This is a genomic window from Amycolatopsis nalaikhensis, assembly GCF_030264295.1.
In the GTDB taxonomy this organism is placed as follows: Bacteria; Actinomycetota; Actinomycetes; order Mycobacteriales; family Pseudonocardiaceae; genus Amycolatopsis; species Amycolatopsis nalaikhensis.
This window is the reverse complement of sequence record NZ_CP127173.1, coordinates 9,486,309-9,502,144: the sequence shown is the minus strand read 5'-3', so window position 1 is coordinate 9,502,144 and position 15,836 is coordinate 9,486,309. Positions and strand designations below refer to the sequence as shown.

Below are 15,836 nucleotides of genomic sequence, written 5' to 3'. Positions count from 1 at the left end.
GATGGTGCGCAAGGCTGGAGGTCAGGTGTCCGAAGCGCGGTCGAGGCTGCTCGGGACGGCCACCCGGATCTTCTACGCGGAGGGTCTGCACTCCGTGGGGATCGACCGGATCGTCGCCGAGGCGAACGTCACCCGGGCCACGTTGTACCGGCACTTCCCGGGCAAGGAAGACCTCGTCGTCGCATACCTGCGCGGTGTGCACGAGATGGAGCGCGAAGGGATCGAGAAGATCCTCGCCGACGACCTCCCGGCCGCCGACAAGCTGCGCGCCATCGCCCGCTCGATCACCGAGGGCATCCGCTCGGCCCAGTTCCGCGGATGCGCCTTCCTCAACGCCGTCGCGGAGTACCCGGATCCCGCGCACCCCGTGCACCAGGCCGTCCTCGAGCACCGCGAGTGGTTCCTGAACACCGTCACGGGCCTGCTCGCGCAGGTGGGGGACACGCCGGCGGAACTCGCGGGCCGTCACTTCGTGATGCTGCGCGACGGCGCGATGGTCTCGGGGTGCCTGGCCGACCCGGCCGCGGTCTGCGACACGTTCCTGCAGGGCGTCGACGGGATCCTGCAGCACCGCGTCGACTCCGCCTCGAAGTAGCGCTCTCACCGAGGTAGAACGTTCGGTCTTGACCTGCTGGCAGGGTGCTCGTTACTGTGTGCAGTGTAACGAGCGTTCTATACATTCCGGGTCGGTGAGGGGCTTCGATGAGCACGCTGCAGTTCAAGCGTTCGCCGCGGCTGGCGGCACCTCGCCCGCCGGGCGGTGAGGTGCACCTCGAGCCGCCGCCCGAGGTGCCCAGGGTCATCCCCGGCAACGTCGTTATGAAGGCGCTTCCGGTCGTCATGATCGTGGCGTCGCTGGGGTTGCTGGTGTTCCTGTTCCAGTCGAGCCAGCGGAACCCGCTGACGATCGCGTTGGGCGCCACCACGGTCCTCGGCACCCTCGGGATGATGGCCGGTGGCGGCGGCAAGGGCAGCGGCGTCAAGCGGGCCGAGATGGACGAGGACCGCAAGGACTACCTGCGTTACCTGGGCCAGATGCGCGACCGCGCCCGGGAGGCGATGGTCGACCAGCGCGCGGCGCTCGAGTGGGTGCACCCGGATCCGCGGTCGCTGTGGTCGCTGGTGGCCTCCCGGCGGATGTGGGAGCGGCGGCAGAACGACTCGGACTTCCTGCACCTGCGGGTGGGTCGCAGCTCGCACCGGCTGGCGACGAGGTTGGTCCCGCCGCAGACGGGCCCGGTGGACGAGCTGGAGCCGATCTCGACGTTGGCGTTGCGGCGGTTCGTCCGGGCCCATTCGATCGTCCCGGACCTGCCGACGCAGATCGCGGTGCGGGGGTTCGCCGCGGTGTGCCTGCAAGGGGATCTCGCGCGGTCGCGGGGTCTGGTGCGCGCGATGGTGGCGCAGCTGGTTTCCTTCCACAGTCCCGACGACGTCCTGATCGCGGTCGCCACCGCCGGTCGCGCGAAGGAGGAGTGGGAGTGGGCGAAGTGGCTGCCGCACGTCCAGCACCCGACGCTGGCCGACGGCATCGGACCGTTGCGGATGATGGCGGGTTCCCTGGCGCAGATCGAAGACTGGCTGGACGAGGAGTTGCGTGACCGGCAGCGGTTCTCCCGCAACGCGACTCCGCCGCCGGACCAGCCGCACGTGGTGATCATCATCGACGACGCCGTGGTGACCCGCGAGGAGCAGATCATCCTCGAAGAGGGTCTGGTCGGGGTGACGTTGATCGACCTGTCGGATTCGATCGGCAACCTGGCCGCTCGCCGTGGTCTGCGGTTGGTGGTGGAGCCGCACCGGCTGGGCGCCCGTGGTGCGAGTGGGGTGGAGTGGTTCGGCCGTCCGGACACGGTGAGTCTGGTGGAGGCGGAATCCTTGGCGCGCCGGATTTCGCCGTACCGCCTGGGCGGTGGCGGCACGCAGGATACGAGCGACGAAGAGCCGTTGCTGTCGAATCCGTCGCTGCTGGAGTTGTTGGGCATTCCGGGTGACCCGATGACGTTCGATGTGCAGCAGGCCTGGCGTCCCCGCCCAATCCGCGACCGCTACCGGGTCCCGTTCGGCGTCGGCGAGTACGGCCAGCCGGTGGAGCTGGACATCAAGGAAGCCGCGGCCGAGGGCATGGGCCCGCACGGCCTGTGTATCGGTGCGACCGGTTCGGGTAAGTCGGAGTTCCTGCGCACCCTGGTCCTGGGCATGCTGGCCACCCATTCCTCGAGCACGTTGAATTTCGTGTTGGTGGACTTCAAGGGTGGTGCGACGTTCCTGGGCCTGGACAAGGCCCCGCACGTCTCCGCGGTGATCACCAACCTCGCCGACGAAGTCACGCTGGTGGACCGGATGAAGGACGCCCTGGCCGGGGAGATGAACCGGCGTCAGGAGGCGTTGAAGAACGGCGGTAACTTCAAGAACGTCTGGGAGTATGAGAAGGCCCGGGAGAACGGCGCCGACCTGGATCCGCTGCCGGCGTTGTTCATCGTGTGTGACGAGTTCTCGGAGTTGCTGGCGGCGAAGCCGGACTTCATCGATTTGTTCGTCGCGATCGGCCGGTTGGGCCGGTCGCTGCAGATGCACATGCTGCTGGCCTCCCAGCGGCTGGAGGAAGGCAAGCTGCGCGGTCTGGACTCGCACCTGTCCTACCGCATCGGCCTCAAAACCTTCTCCGCCGCCGAGTCCCGCGCCGCGATCGGCGTCCCGGACGCGTTCGAGCTGCCCTCGGTCCCCGGCGGCGGCTATCTGAAGTACGACACCTCAACGCTGGTGCGGTTCAAGGCCTCCTACGTCTCGGGGCCGTACCGTCCGGCGGGGATCAAGGCGGCGGGCCCGGCGGCGACGGTGGTGCGCGCGGACAAACGCCCGCAGCTGTTCGTGCCGGACTTCATCGAACTGCCCAAGGAACCCGAGCCGCAGCAGATCGAGGCCCCCACGCCGGAGGCGCCGCAGTCGGAGGAGGCGGTCGAACCCAGCGAGTTGGATGTGATCGTGTCGCGGTTGGTGGGGCAGGGCCCGCCCGCGCACGAGGTGTGGCTGCCGCCGTTGAAGGACCCCAACTCCCTCGACACGCTGCTGCCGAACTTGAACCCGACTGATGACCGGGGTTTGTCGCCGGTCGGGTTTTTCGGCAACGGGCGGTTGCAGGTGCCGTTGGGGATCATCGACCGGCCGTATGAGCAGCGCCGTGACCCGCTGTGGGCGGATTTCTCCGGCGCGGCCGGGCATGGGGTGATCGTGGGTGGTCCGCAGTCGGGGAAGTCGACGATGCTGCGGACGCTGATCATGTCGATGGCGTTGACCCACACTCCGGAGGAGGCGCAGTTCTACTGCCTGGACCTCGGTGGCGGAACCCTGGCCGGTCTGGCCGACCTCCCCCACGTCGGCGGGGTGGCGGTGGCGCGGCGGGAGCCGGACAAGGCGCGGCGGATCGTGGCCGAGCTGACCACGCTGCTCACGGAGCGGGAGGGCCGGTTCGGGGCGATGGGGATCGACTCGATGACCGAGTTCCGCAACCGCAAACGGCGGGGGGAGATCCGGGCGGAGCAGGACCCGTTCGGGGACGCGTTCCTGATCGTGGACAACTGGCGGGCGTTGCGGGATGACTTCGAGGAGCTGGAAACCACCATCACCCGCCTGGCGACGCAGGGTTTGTCGTATGGGGTGCATGTGGTGATCGCGGCGAACCGGTGGGCCGACATCCGCCCGGCGATCAAGGACATGCTCGGCACCCGGTTCGAGTTGCGGCTGGGTGATCCGACCGAGTCCGACATCGACCGCCGCGTCGCGGTCAACGTGCCGGCTGGGCGGCCGGGGCGGGGGTTGACGCGGGAGAAGCTGCACATGCTGGGCGGGTTGCCGCGCATCGACGGCTCGAGTGACCCGGAGACCATCGCCGCCGGGGTGGCGGACGCGGTGGGGAAGATCCGGGGGGCGTGGCGGGGGCGGGTGGCGCCGCAGGTGCGGCTGCTGCCGGAGATGATCACCTACGAGGAGGTCCTCAAGCTCGATGGCCAGCGGGAGTCGAAGCTGATCCCGATCGGGGTGAACGAGGAGGACCTGCAGCCGATCTACCTGGACTTCAACGCCGAGCCGCACTTCTACGCCTTCGCCGATGGCGAGTCGGGGAAGACGAACCTGCTGCGGCAGATCGCCCGCGGGATCTCCGAGCGCTACAGCGCCAAGGAGGCGTTGATCCTGCTGGTGGACTACCGGCGCACGATGCTCGGGTTCATCCAGGGTGATTCGCTGCTGGGGTATGCGGTGTCGGCGGCGCAGCTGGAAAGCATGGTCAGCGACGTGTTCAACTCGATGACCCGGCGGCTGCCGGGCCCGGACGTCACCCAGGAACAGCTGAAAACCCGCTCGTGGTGGAAGGGTCCGGAGTTGTTCATCCTGGTCGACGACTACGACCTGGTCGCGACCTCGACGAACAACCCGCTGCGGAAGATCTCCGACTTCTTGCCGCAGGCCAAGGACGTCGGCCTGCACCTGGTCGTGGTGCGCCGTACCGGTGGCGCGTCGAAGGCGATGTATGACCCGATCATCGGGAAGCTGAAGGAAATCGCGGCGCCGGGCATGGTGATGAACGGCTCCCGCGACGAAGGCGCCCTGGTCGGCAACATCAAACCCTCGGCGATGCCGCCCGGGCGGGGCACCATGCTCACCCGCAAGTTCGGCAAACAGCTCATCCAGGTCTCGTGGATCAACCCCGACTGAGCACGGCAGCGGGGCGGCACGGTAACGGCGAGTCAGCTGTAGCCAACACGCATTCCGAGTTGTAGAGTGAGCGCTACATACAGAACATGGAGTGCCCGTGCCGGGCGCGATTCCCAGCGCCTCTGGCGGGCTCTTACGGGGGGCCTGACCGACCGCCCCAACGAAGCGAGGTTTCCCTTGAACGTCCTCGAACAGGTCAAGAATTCACCGATGAGCCGGGCCCAGGTGAGAGCGGTCGCGCTGTGCCTGGTGATCAACTTGATCGACGGCTTCGACCTCCTGGTCACCTCGTTCGTCGGGCCGGCGATCACCCGTGAGTGGGCCCTGTCCTCGTCGAAGGTGGGCGTGCTGCTCAGCGCCGGGCTGGCCGGCATGGCCATCGGCGGGCTCTTCCTCGCCCCGCTCGCCGACCGCGTCGGCCGCCGCGTGCTCACCCTCGGCTGTCTCGCCCTCGCTTCGCTGGGCATGCTGGCCGCCGCCGCGTCGCGGGACTTCGGCCAGCTGCTCGCCTGCCGGGTGGTGACCGGGGCGGCCGTGGGCGCGATGGCGGCCAGCCTGCCGGTGCTCACCTCCGAGTACGCGAACCACCGGCGCCGGGGCCTGGTCGTCGCGCTGATCACCACCGGCTACGGCCTGGGTTCGGTGATCGCCGGAATCGCGTCGAGTCTGCTGCTGGGCTCGCTCGGCTGGCGGTCGGTCTTCGTGTTCGGGGCCATCGTCACGGCGCTCCTCTTCGCGGTGGCCCTGCGCTTCCTGCCCGAGTCGATGGACTTCCTCATCGCCCGCCGCCCGCGCCAGGCGCTGGACAAGCTCAACCGGATCCTCGTCTCGATCGGCCGCACGCCCGTCGAGGAACTGCCCGCGGCGCCCTCGGCGGCGACGTCACGCAAGGTCGTCCTCGATTCGCTGTTCCGCGGCAGCAACGCGGTGCGGACCGTGCTGGTCTGGGTGGCGTTCATCTCGGCGCAGCTGATGTTCTACTTCGCCAGCTCCTGGACGCCCAGCCTGCTGCTCAAGGCGGGGATGTCCGGCAAGCAGGGCATCAGCGGCGGTGTGCTCCTGAGCCTCGGCGGCGTGACGGGCGCGGTCCTGCTGGGACTGCTGGTGTCCCGGATCCGCCCGCGGCGGCTGACCGCGGCCTACTTCGGCATCGGCGCCCTCGTGCTCATCCTGTTCTCCTTCTCGCTCGGCACGCTGGCGATCGCCCTGGTCGTGGCGGTGCTCGTCGGGTTGTTCCTCAACGGGACGGTCACCGGGATCAACGTCATCGTGCCGACCCTCTACCCGGCCGAAGCCCGCGCGACGGCCCTCGGCATGGCGGTCGCCGTGAGCAGGCTCGGTGCCGTCCTGGCGCCCCTGCTCACCGGCTTCCTGTTGCAGGCCGGGTGGGCGCCCGCCTCGATGTTCCGGTTCTTCGCGATCCCCGGCGTCATCGGCGCCGTCGCGACGCTCCTGCTCGCCCGGTTCGGCCGGACCGCGCGGAACCCCGCGGACCGGACCGTCGAAAGCGCGGTGGCCGAAGCATGACCGAGTTCGACCCGGACCGGACCGCCGTGCTGGTCATCGACATGCAGAACGACTTCGTCGAAGATGGCGCGCCGCTGGAGTTCCCGGAAGGGCGGCGGGTCATCCCCGCCATCCAGCGGATCCTGGCGGCCGCGCGCGGCCGGGGCATGCCGGTCGTCTACGCCGCGCACGTCCACCGGCCCGGCGGGGCCGACCAGGGGATCCACCGCGAGCTGTACCCGCCGGTGGCGGCGGGCGAGGCGCTCGTCGACGGCGAACGCGGCGGGGAGATCCACCCCGACCTCGCGCCGCGGCCGGGTGAGCCGGTCGTCAAGAAGCACCGCTACAACTCCTTCTACGCCACCGACCTGGAGATCATCCTGCGTGGGCTCGGCGTGGAGACGGTCGTTCTCACCGGCATGACGACCGAATGCTGCGTCCTCGGCACCGCGCGCGGGGCCTTGGAACGCGGGTTCCGCTCCCTGGTGGTTTCGGACGCGTGCGCGTCCTGCGACTACCCGGACCTCGGCGCCGGAGCGATGTCCGCGAGCGAGATGCACCTGGCCGCCCTGCGGGTGATGGCGCTGACGTCGTCGCGGCTGATCGGCACCGACGAGTTCCTGGCGCGGCTGCCGTGAGACCCGAACCGACGTACGATCCGCGAAGGAGGACGGACGTGCCTGCCCTGGTGTTGCTCCACGGCGGCGGACCCGGTGTCGACGCCGCGAGCAACTGGGCGAGCGTGCGGGCCGGCTTCGACGGCGAGTTCCGCTGCCTGGCCCCGGATCTGCTCGGGTTCGGTTCGCAGATCGCCGGGACGGGCGGGCTCCGGGGGCCGCGGGCCTGGGCGCTCGCCCGGGCCCGGCAGGTGCTGGAGCTGCTCGACCACCACGGGCTGGACCGCGTGCACCTCGTCGGCAACTCGGCCGCGGGCGGGGCCGCCGCCCTCGCGCTGCTGTCCGTCGCGCCGGACCGGGTCGATCGCGCGGTCGTCATGGGCGGGGCCGGGACCGGGCCGCTGCCGCCCGCGGTTCCCTTCTACGACAACCCGACCAAGCGGTCCCTGCGAGCCGTCCTCGGCCGGCTGGTCGCCGACGAGAGCGTCCACGAAGGACTCCTCGACGAGCTCACCGAGCTGCGGCTGAAGCAAGCACTCAAGCCCGGCGCCGAGGCGGCGTTCCGGTCGATGTTCGCCGACGTCGTGGGCGGCCCGCCGCCGGTCGACCTCGCGAAGATCACCACGCCGGTGCTCGCGCTGCACGGGGAGCGGGACCGGGTGCAGCCGGTCGAGGTCTCCGAGCGACTGGCCGAGGCGCTGCCGCACGGGCAGGCGCACGTGGTGGCCGGGGCCGGGCACTGGATCCACGTCGACCGGCCGGCCGAGTTCGTCAAGCTGGCAGGGGAGTTCCTGAGCACATGACCGAAATCCTGATCGTCGGCGCCGGCCCCGCCGGGCTGACCCTCGCCATCGACCTCGCGCAGCGCGGTGTCGCCTGCCACGTCGTCGAGGCGACCGGGGGACGCGGCGTCAATCCGCGGTGCAACACCACGTCCGCGCGGTCGATGGAGATCTTCCGGCGGCTCGGGCTGGCCGACGAGATCCGCCGCGCCGGGCTGCCCGAGGACTACCCGACGTCGATCCACTACCGCACGACCCTGAACGGCGAGGACATCTACCGGATCGACCTGCCGTCCGCGGCCGACGTCCTGGCCGGGGTGGGCCGGGAAAGCTGGCCGACGCCGGAGCCGCAGCACCGGATCTCGCAGCTGTACCTCGAGCCCATCCTGGAGAAGCACGCGAGCAAGCTGCCCGGGCTGACCCTCGAACGCGGCACCCGGCTGGTCGAGATCCGGCAGCACGACGACCACGTCGAAGCGGTCGTGGAGAACGCCGGTGAACGCCGCACCTTGCGCTGCGCGTACGTGGTCGGCTGCGACGGCGCCCACAGCACCGTCCGCCGCCAGCTCGGCATCCGCTACGAAGGCGTCGACGCGATCCAACGGTTCGTGTCGACCTTCGTCCGCTCACCCGAGCTGGGGCGGCTGGCCGCGCGGGACCGGGCGTGGACGTACTGGACCTACGGCCGGCGCATCGCGTCGCTGATCGCCATCGACGGGAAGTCGTTGTGGCTCAACCACGTCGCTTTCGCCCCCGACCACGACACCGAAGGTGAAGACCCGGAACAGCTGCTGCGGGAGGCGGTCGGCGAATCCGTCGAGCACGAGGTGCTCGGCGTGGTGCGCTGGACCGGCCGCCGGCTCGTCGCCCAGCGGTACCGCGCGGGCCGGGTGTTCCTGGCCGGGGACGCCGCCCACATCTGGATCCCCGTCGGCGGGTTCGGCATGAACGCGGGCATCCAGGACGCGGCGACGCTGGCGTGGATGCTGGCGGCGGTCCACCATGGGTGGGCGCCGCCGGAGCTGCTCGACGCCTACGAACTCGAACGCAAGCCGGTCGGCGACCAGTTCGCCGCCGCGGTGGGCGCCCAGGCCCGCACGTCGTTCGCGGACGTCTCGCCGGACATCCACCTGAGCGGCCCGGAAGGTGCGCGAGCCCGCGCGGAATTCGCCGAGCGGCTCGCGGTCACCGAGCCACGGCGGTATTCGCCGGACGGCTTCAGCTTCGGCTACCACTACGCGGGTTCGCCGCTGATCGTCGGCGGCGAGGACCAAGCCGAGATCACCATGGGGGAGTACCAGGACCGGGCGCGGCCCGGGTTCCGGCTCCCGCACGGGTGGCTCGACGACGGCCGGTCGGTGTTCGACGTCCTCGGCCCCGGCTTCACGCTGTTGCGCACCGACCCGAAAGCCGGGACGACGGCCTGGGCACTGGCGGCCCGTGAACTCGGGATCCCGCTCACCGTCGTCGACCTGCCCGGCCGCTACCCGGCGCCGCTGCTGCTCGTGCGCCCCGACCAGCACGTCGCCTGGCTGGGCGGAGCCGACGTCCGGCCCGGCGACGTCCTGCACACCGCCACCGGCCGCGTCCCCGCCCACCAGCGCTGAGAACCAGGAGAACCGCCATGCCATACGCACTGGGCATCGACGTCGGGGGAACGTTCACCGACGCCGTCGCCTCCGACGGCGCCGGCCGGATCGTGTCGGCCAAGACGCCGACGACCCCGCCGAACCGCGAGGTCGGCGTCATGCGCGCGATCGAAGACCTCGCCGGTGAGCTCGGCATCGAGGTGGGCGAGCTGCTGTCGCAGACCGACTACATCGCCCACGGCACGACCGCGTCGATCAACGCGCTGGTCCAGGGCCAGGTCGCCGACGTCGGGCTGATCGCCACCAAGGGCCACCGGGACGCGATCTACATCATGAACGCCGAGGGCCGCACGCTCGGCCGGTCGGCCCACGAGATCCAGGACACGCTCCGGCAGCGCAAGCCCGCGCCGCTGATCCCGAAGGACCGGGCCCTGGAGGTCACCGAGCGGATCGACCACGCCGGGAAAGTCCTGGTTCCCCTGGACGAGGACGAGGTCCGTCGCGTCGCACGGTCCCTTGTGGACGAAGGTGTCGAGGCGATCGCGGTCTGCCTGCTGTGGTCGTTCAAGAACGGGAGTCACGAGCGGCGGGTCCGCGAGCTGATCCACGAGATCGCGCCGGACATGTACGTCACGCTGTCCTCGGAGGTCAGTCCCCGCATGCGCGAGTTCGCGCGGACGTCGACGACGATCATGAACGCCCAAGTGGGCCCGCGCCTGCGCACCTACCTGCTGCCGCTGCAGAAGCACCTGGAGGAGAGCGGCCTCAAAGGACCGCTGCTGGTGATGCAGAGCGAAGGCGGCACCATCACCGCCGACCGGGCGCCGGAGCACGCCATCACGACCGTGGGGTCGGTGCTGTCCGGCGGCGTCGTCGGTGGGATGCGGCTGGCCGGGCAGCTGGGCCACCGCAACGTCATCACCACCGACGTCGGCGGCACGACGTTCCTCGCCGGGCTGATCGTCGACGGCGAACCGGTGATGGCGCCGGGGTCGATCGTGAACCAGTTCCCGATCAACGCGGCGACGATCCGCGTGCACACCATCGGTTCGGGCGGGGGCGCGCTCGCGTCCGTGGACGAAGGCGGGAACCTGCGGCTCGGCCCGCAGAGCGCCGAAGCCGTCCCCGGTCCGGCCTGCTACGGCAACGGCGGGACGCGGCCGACGAACACCGACGCCAACCTGGTGCTCGGCATCCTCAGCGAGCGCGGGCTGCTCGGCGGCCGCAAGCCGCTGCGGATGGACCTGGCGCGGGAGGCGATCCGCGTCCACGTCGCCGAGCCGCTCGGGCTCACCGTCGAGGAAGCCGCCATCGCGATCCACGAGGTGCAGAACGCGCAGGCGGGCGACCTCCTGCGCCGGGCCGTCGTCCAGGCCGGGTACGACCCCCGTGACTTCGTCGCCTACGCCTTCGGTGGTGCCGGTCCCGCGCACTGCGCCGGGTACTGCCAGGACCTGGGGGTCGGCGAGGTCGTCGTGCCGCTCGGGCCGGTGGCGTCGGCGTTCTCGGCCTACGGCCTGGCGGCTTCGGACGTCGCGCTGAGCGCGGAACTGTCCGACCCGTCGTCGTTCCCGGTCGACCACAGCGTGCTCGAGGCGCACTTCGCGCGGCTGGAGACCGATCTGCAGCGCGCGCTGGACCGGCAGAAGGTGAAGTTCCACGACGTGTCCCTGCACCGCGAGATCGACCTGCGGTACTCGATGCAGGTCACCGAGCTTCTCGACGGCCGTCCCGGACGCGAAGTTCACCGAACGCACCGGCGAGGAGATCCTCGAGCGCTTCGAGGAGCAGTACGAGCGCATCAACGGCAGTGGCGCGGGCTACCGCGAGGCGGGCGTGCAGGCGATCACCTACCGCGTGCGGGCCAAGGCGGGGCTCGGGTTCCCGGTCGCGCTGCCGGAAGTCCCGGCCGCCGACGGGTCCGACCCGCGGGAGGCGCTGCTCGGCGAACGCTCGGTCTGCCTCGACTCCCAGATCGGTTACGTGCCGACGCCCGTCTACGACTACGCGCGGCTGCGGGCGGGCCACGAGCTCGTCGGCCCGGCGATCGTCGACGTCCCGACCACGGTGGTCGTGGTCCCCGCCGGGGTCACCGGCCGCGTCGACCACCTCGGCAACCTCGTGCTGCGCTACCAGTGAGGACACCATGACTTCTCGAATCCCGGGGGCGGACGAGTTCACCAGCCGCCCCATGCCCCGTGAAGAACTGCTGCGGCGGATCTCGCCGGACCTGCCCCTGCACCAGGTCGGCGACCTCGACGTCGACGCCCTGACCTATGAGGTCGTCCGGCACCGCCTGTGGGCGATCACCCAGGAGATGGGGGAGACGCTGCGGCGGATGTCGGGCTCGCACGTCGTCACCGAGTCCAACGACTTCAACTTCTCCATCTGCGACGAGCTCGGCGAGCAGGTCCAGGTCGGCACCTACAACATCGGCCTGATCGGTTCGATGGACCTGGCCATCACCTGGACCCTGCGCAACCGCGGCGACAACCCCGGCATCGCCGAGGGCGACATGTTCCTGTGCAACGACCCGTGGATCGGCGGCGGCCTGCACCAGAACGACGCCGCCGTCCTCGCGCCGATCTTCCACGACGGCAAGCTCTTCGGCTGGACCACGGCGATCGCGCACCAGGTCGACCTCGGCGGGCCGCGGCCGGGCTCGTTCAGCCCGTCCGCGCAGGACGTGTTCGGCGAGGCCGTCCCGACGCCGCCGATGAAGGTGGTCCGCGGCGGTGTGCTGCAACGCGACGTCGCCGACGCGTGGGTCCGCCGGTCGCGGCTGCCGCACCTGGTGGGACTCGACCTGCGCGCCAAGATCGCCGCCAACAAGAACGCCGCCGAGCAGATCCTGCGGCTCATCACCAAGTACGGCGCGGACACGGTCAAGTCCGTGATGCGCCGGATGATGGACGACGCCGAACGCCGCCTGCGCGCCAAGCTCGAGACCCTGCCCGACGGGACGTGGTCGGCGGTCGGTTACCAGGAACAGTCCCAGACCGGGGACCGCGGCCTGCACGCCATCAAGGTCGCCATGACCAAGGAGGCCGACAAGCTCGTCTTCGACTTCCGCGGCACCGCCGGGCAGACCGGCATCATCAACTGCCCCTACCCGGGGCTGCGCGCCGGGATCGTCTTCACGATGCTTCCGTTGCTGGCCGGGGACATCCCGTGGGCGGCCGGTGGGCTGATGCGCTGCTTCGAGATCATCACCGACGAGGACACGATCACCAACGCGTCGTTCCCGGCCGCGGTGGGCAAGGGCCCGTTCGGGCCGGCGTGGGGCTCGGGCAACCTGGTCGCCGAGGTGCTCGCCAAGATGCTCGACGCCGAGCCGGACCACCGCACCGACGTCCAGTCGATCTGCAACGGCACCACCGATCTTTGCGTGGTGTCCGGTGTGGACACCCGGGGCGGGGGCAGCAAGGGCTTCGTATCACCGATTTTCGACGTCATGGCGGGCGGCTACGGCGCGCAGGTGTACCACGACGGCGTCGACACCGGCGGCCGGTTGATCATCCCTTCGGCGCGGGCACCGGACGTCGAAATGACCGAGTACCTCTACCCGCTGGTCGCGCTGTGGCGGCGTGAGCAGACCGATTCCGGCGGGCCCGGGCGGCAGCGGGGTGGGATGAGCGGCTCGGTCTGCTACGTCCAGCACCCCGACCAGACGGGAACGCTGTCCCTGGTCGTCTCGGGCACCGGCAAGGTCGCGAACCAGAACGTCGGCCTCGCCGGGGGTTACCCGGGCAACTCCCAGCTCGACCTGGTCGTGCGGGGAGTGCACCGACCCCAGCTCGCCCAGGCGGACGCCATCCCCGCCCACCTGGGCGAGCTGGGCGGGGAGATCGAGGTGCTGCCGTGCGAAGGCGAGTCGGATCTCGGCCCCGGCGACGCCCTGTACCTGCATTGGCAGGCCGGTGGCGGGTACGGCGACCCGTTGCTCCGCGCGCCCGAGAGCGTGCGCGAGGACGTGCAGCAGGTCCGGGTGTCGGCCGACGCGGCGAGGGACGTCTACGGCGTCGTGCTCCGCTCCGGGGAAGTCGACGCGACCGCGACCGGCGAGCTGCGCGAGAAACTGCGCCGCCGTCGGGCATCCGGGGCCGGGCTGGCCGATCTCACACCGCTCACGACGCCGGAGCCGGGTTATGCCCGCCGCCTCGACGACAACCTCGTCGTCCTGGACAGCGGAGTGGTGGCGTGCGTCCACTGTGGAACCGAAATCGGGCCGCTGGAGAGGGGTGCGTTCGTCGGGTCTTTGGCCCGCCGGGACGCGGCGCCGACCGAGGCGGGGCCGCACATCTGGCACGACCCGCTCGAGTACGTCGACGCGGAAGTCGTGTTCCGCCAGCTGTTCTGCCCGGGCTGCTTGACGGCCGTGCATTCCCGCGTCGTTCCGGTCGACCACCCGCTGCCGGTCGACGAATACCGGCACTGGGCACCGTGAGGTAGAACGTTCTGTCTTGACAAGAGGCTCAGGAGTCGCCATGCTGAGATGAGATAGAACGTTCGGTCTACTCCGGGGATGTGCCCGGATCTGTGAAGGGATCATGGTGACTACTGTCGACTCGCCCGCCGTAGGTGGGTTCGCCCCGGCGCTGCGCCGGTTGTACTTCGTGCGGTTCGCGTTCGCCATCGTGTGGGCGGTCCTGGTGTTCCTGACGACCAAGTCGGGCTTGGGGGCGGTCGGCGTCGTCCTGGTCGTCCTCTACCCGCTGTTCGACGTCGGATCGGCCATTGTGGACGCCCGCTCGGCCAGGAACGGGGGCTCGGTCACCGGCCTGTACGTCAACATGGCGATCAGCCTGCTGGCCACGATCGGGATCGGGGTCGCCGCCGCGTCCGGTATTCCGGCGGTGCTGCGGGTGTGGGGTGCCTGGGCGATCGTGGCCGGGCTGGTCCAGCTGATCGTCGCCGTCAGCCGCCGCAAGATGGGCGGCCAGTGGCCGATGATCCTCAGCGGCGGCATCTCGGTGCTGGCCGGTGCCAACTTCATCATCAGCGCCTCGGCGGCGAACCCGGCACTGTCCAGTGTGGCCGGTTACGCCGTGCTCGGCGGGATCTTCTTCCTCGTCTCGGCGATCCGGCTCGGCCGCGCCGCGAAGGGGAACTGACGTGACCACCTACGACGTCGTCGTCATCGGGGCGGGCCCGGTCGGGGAGAACGTGGCCGACCGCGTGGTGCAGGGCGGACTGACCGCCGCCATCGTGGAGCGGGAACTGGTCGGCGGTGAGTGCTCCTACTGGGCGTGCATGCCGACCAAGGCGTTGCTGCGCAGCGGCGCCGCGCTGCGGGCCGCTCGGCAGGTGCCCGGCGCGCGGGAAGCGGTGACGGGCGAGCTGGACGTGGCCGCGGTGCTCCGCCGTCGCGACTCGTTCGCCTCGAACTGGAACGACGAGGGCCAGGTGTCCTGGCTCGAATCGGCGGGCATCCCGCTGTTCCGCGGCCACGGCCGGATCGCCGGTGACCGAGTCGTGGAGGTTACCGGCGCCGACGGCGTCACCACGACGCTGACCGCGCGGCACGCGGTCGTCGTCGCCACCGGCAGCGGGGCGCTGGTCCCGGACATCGACGGCCTCCGCGACGCGAAGCCGTGGACGAGCCGGGAAACGGTGGCGGCCAAGGAAGTTCCCGGACGGCTCGCCATCATCGGCGGCGGCGTGGTGGCCTCGGAGATGGCGACCGCGTTCAGCGAGCTGGGGTCGTCGGTGACGATGCTGGCCCGGGACGGAGTGCTGCACCTGCAGGAGCCGTTCGTTGGCGAGCGCGTGGCGACGTCCTTGCGGGACAAGGGGGTTTCGGTCCGGATCGGCGCCGAGGCTGGGTCCGTGAAGCGCAACGACGACGGCACGGTGTCCATCACGCTCACCGACGGCGAGCAGATCGAGGCCGATGAGCTGCTGGTCGCGATCGGCCGCACACCGAACACCCAGGACATCGGGCTGGACAACGTCGGGTTGAAGCCGGGTTCCTGGCTCACGGTCGACGGCACGATGCGCGTCGACGGTGTCGAGGACGGCTGGCTGTACGCCACCGGGGACGTGAACCGGCGCGTTCTGCTGACGCACCAAGGCAAGTACCAAGCCCGCGCCGTCGGCGACGTCATCGTCGCGCGCGCGAAGGGTGAGCCCGTCGACGACGCTCCCTGGGGCCGTCACGCGGCCACCGCCGACGAGCGCGCGGTGCCGCAGGTCGTGTTCACCGAACCGGAAATCGCGTCGGTGGGCCTGACCGCGGCCAACGCCGAGGCCGCCGGGCTGCGGATCCGCGTCGTCGACTACGACCTGGCCGCCACGGCCGGGTCCTCCCTGCACGCCGAGGGCTACCAGGGCCACGCCCGGATGGTGGTCGACGAGGACCGGAAGGTGATCGTCGGCTTCACCCTGGTCGGCCCGGACGTCGCGGAGATGCTGCACGCGGCGACGATCGCCGTCGCCGGTGAAGTCCCGCTGGACCGCCTCTGGCACGCGGTCCCGGCTTTTCCCACGGTCAGCGAGGTGTGGCTGCGGCTGCTCGAAGCCTACGGCCGCTGATCCGCCGCGCCGGTGCCCCGTCCTGCCGCGAGCCGGGGACGGGACACCGGCACACTTCCTTCCCCCCGAGAGGGTTCACCTGTCATGCGTTCCCG

General features: G+C 70.5%; 10 protein-coding genes and 1 pseudogene. All 11 read left to right on the top strand.

Features of this window, described 5'->3' with window-relative positions; genetic code table 11:
• Position 1: 1 nt before the first annotated feature.
• The 11 genes and pseudogenes from QP939_RS46065 to QP939_RS46020 all read left to right on the top strand — a co-directional run bounded on the left by QP939_RS46065 (position 2) and on the right by QP939_RS46020 (position 15,741).
• The gene (locus tag QP939_RS46065) at positions 2 to 595 is read left to right on the top strand and encodes a TetR/AcrR family transcriptional regulator (protein ID WP_285453149.1); all 594 of its coding nucleotides are present in this window, start codon (positions 2 to 4) and stop codon (positions 593 to 595) included.
• A gap of 107 nt (positions 596 to 702) precedes the next feature.
• Complete coding sequence (eccCa, locus tag QP939_RS46060) at positions 703 to 4,713, top strand: type VII secretion protein EccCa (protein ID WP_285453148.1); 4,011 nt, start codon at positions 703 to 705, stop codon at positions 4,711 to 4,713.
• A 210-nt stretch (positions 4,714 to 4,923) separates the two neighbouring features.
• On the top strand, positions 4,924 to 6,240 hold the full coding sequence (locus tag QP939_RS46055) for an MFS transporter (RefSeq protein ID WP_285453147.1): 1,317 nt from the start codon (positions 4,924 to 4,926) through the stop codon (positions 6,238 to 6,240).
• Positions 6,237 to 6,857, top strand: a complete 621-nt coding sequence (locus tag QP939_RS46050) for a cysteine hydrolase family protein (protein ID WP_285453146.1) — start codon at positions 6,237 to 6,239, stop codon at positions 6,855 to 6,857. The genes QP939_RS46055 and QP939_RS46050 overlap by 4 nt, the downstream gene beginning before the upstream one ends.
• Positions 6,858 to 6,895: 38 nt before the next feature.
• Positions 6,896 to 7,639 carry an alpha/beta fold hydrolase gene (locus QP939_RS46045; protein ID WP_285453145.1) on the top strand — a complete coding sequence of 248 codons (744 nt, stop codon included), beginning with the start codon at positions 6,896 to 6,898 and terminating at the stop codon, positions 7,637 to 7,639.
• The gene (locus QP939_RS46040; RefSeq protein ID WP_285453144.1) at positions 7,636 to 9,225 is read left to right on the top strand and encodes an FAD-dependent monooxygenase; all 1,590 of its coding nucleotides are present in this window, start codon (positions 7,636 to 7,638) and stop codon (positions 9,223 to 9,225) included. The genes QP939_RS46045 and QP939_RS46040 overlap by 4 nt, the downstream gene beginning before the upstream one ends.
• Positions 9,226 to 9,242: 17 nt before the next feature.
• Positions 9,243 to 10,685: pseudogene (locus QP939_RS46035) on the top strand (hydantoinase/oxoprolinase family protein); the annotation flags it as partial.
• A gap of 289 nt (positions 10,686 to 10,974) precedes the next feature.
• A complete protein-coding gene (locus tag QP939_RS52085) occupies positions 10,975 to 11,346 on the top strand; it encodes a hypothetical protein (protein WP_352252864.1) in 372 nt (123 codons plus the stop codon).
• Between the two features lie 7 nt (positions 11,347 to 11,353).
• The gene (locus QP939_RS46030) at positions 11,354 to 13,654 is read left to right on the top strand and encodes a hydantoinase B/oxoprolinase family protein (protein WP_285453143.1); all 2,301 of its coding nucleotides are present in this window, start codon (positions 11,354 to 11,356) and stop codon (positions 13,652 to 13,654) included.
• A gap of 103 nt (positions 13,655 to 13,757) precedes the next feature.
• On the top strand, positions 13,758 to 14,321 hold the full coding sequence (locus QP939_RS46025) for a hypothetical protein (RefSeq protein ID WP_285453142.1): 564 nt from the start codon (positions 13,758 to 13,760) through the stop codon (positions 14,319 to 14,321).
• Position 14,322: 1 nt separating this feature from the next.
• On the top strand, positions 14,323 to 15,741 hold the full coding sequence (locus QP939_RS46020) for a dihydrolipoyl dehydrogenase family protein (RefSeq protein ID WP_285453141.1): 1,419 nt from the start codon (positions 14,323 to 14,325) through the stop codon (positions 15,739 to 15,741).
• Positions 15,742 to 15,836: the final 95 nt, after the last annotated feature.

Excerpts from the sequence above, each read along its gene's own strand:
- QP939_RS46065 (WP_285453149.1), top strand. The coding sequence starts at position 2 with ATGGTGCGCAAGGCTGGAGGTCAGGTGTCCGAAGCGCGGTCGAGGCTG.
- eccCa (WP_285453148.1), top strand. The coding sequence starts at position 703 with ATGAGCACGCTGCAGTTCAAGCGTTCGCCGCGGCTGGCGGCACCTCGC.
- QP939_RS46055 (WP_285453147.1), top strand. The coding sequence starts at position 4,924 with ATGAGCCGGGCCCAGGTGAGAGCGGTCGCGCTGTGCCTGGTGATCAAC.
- QP939_RS46050 (WP_285453146.1), top strand. The coding sequence starts at position 6,237 with ATGACCGAGTTCGACCCGGACCGGACCGCCGTGCTGGTCATCGACATG.
- QP939_RS46040 (WP_285453144.1), top strand. The coding sequence starts at position 7,636 with ATGACCGAAATCCTGATCGTCGGCGCCGGCCCCGCCGGGCTGACCCTC.
- QP939_RS46030 (WP_285453143.1), top strand. The coding sequence starts at position 11,354 with ATGACTTCTCGAATCCCGGGGGCGGACGAGTTCACCAGCCGCCCCATG.
- QP939_RS46025 (WP_285453142.1), top strand. The coding sequence starts at position 13,758 with ATGGTGACTACTGTCGACTCGCCCGCCGTAGGTGGGTTCGCCCCGGCG.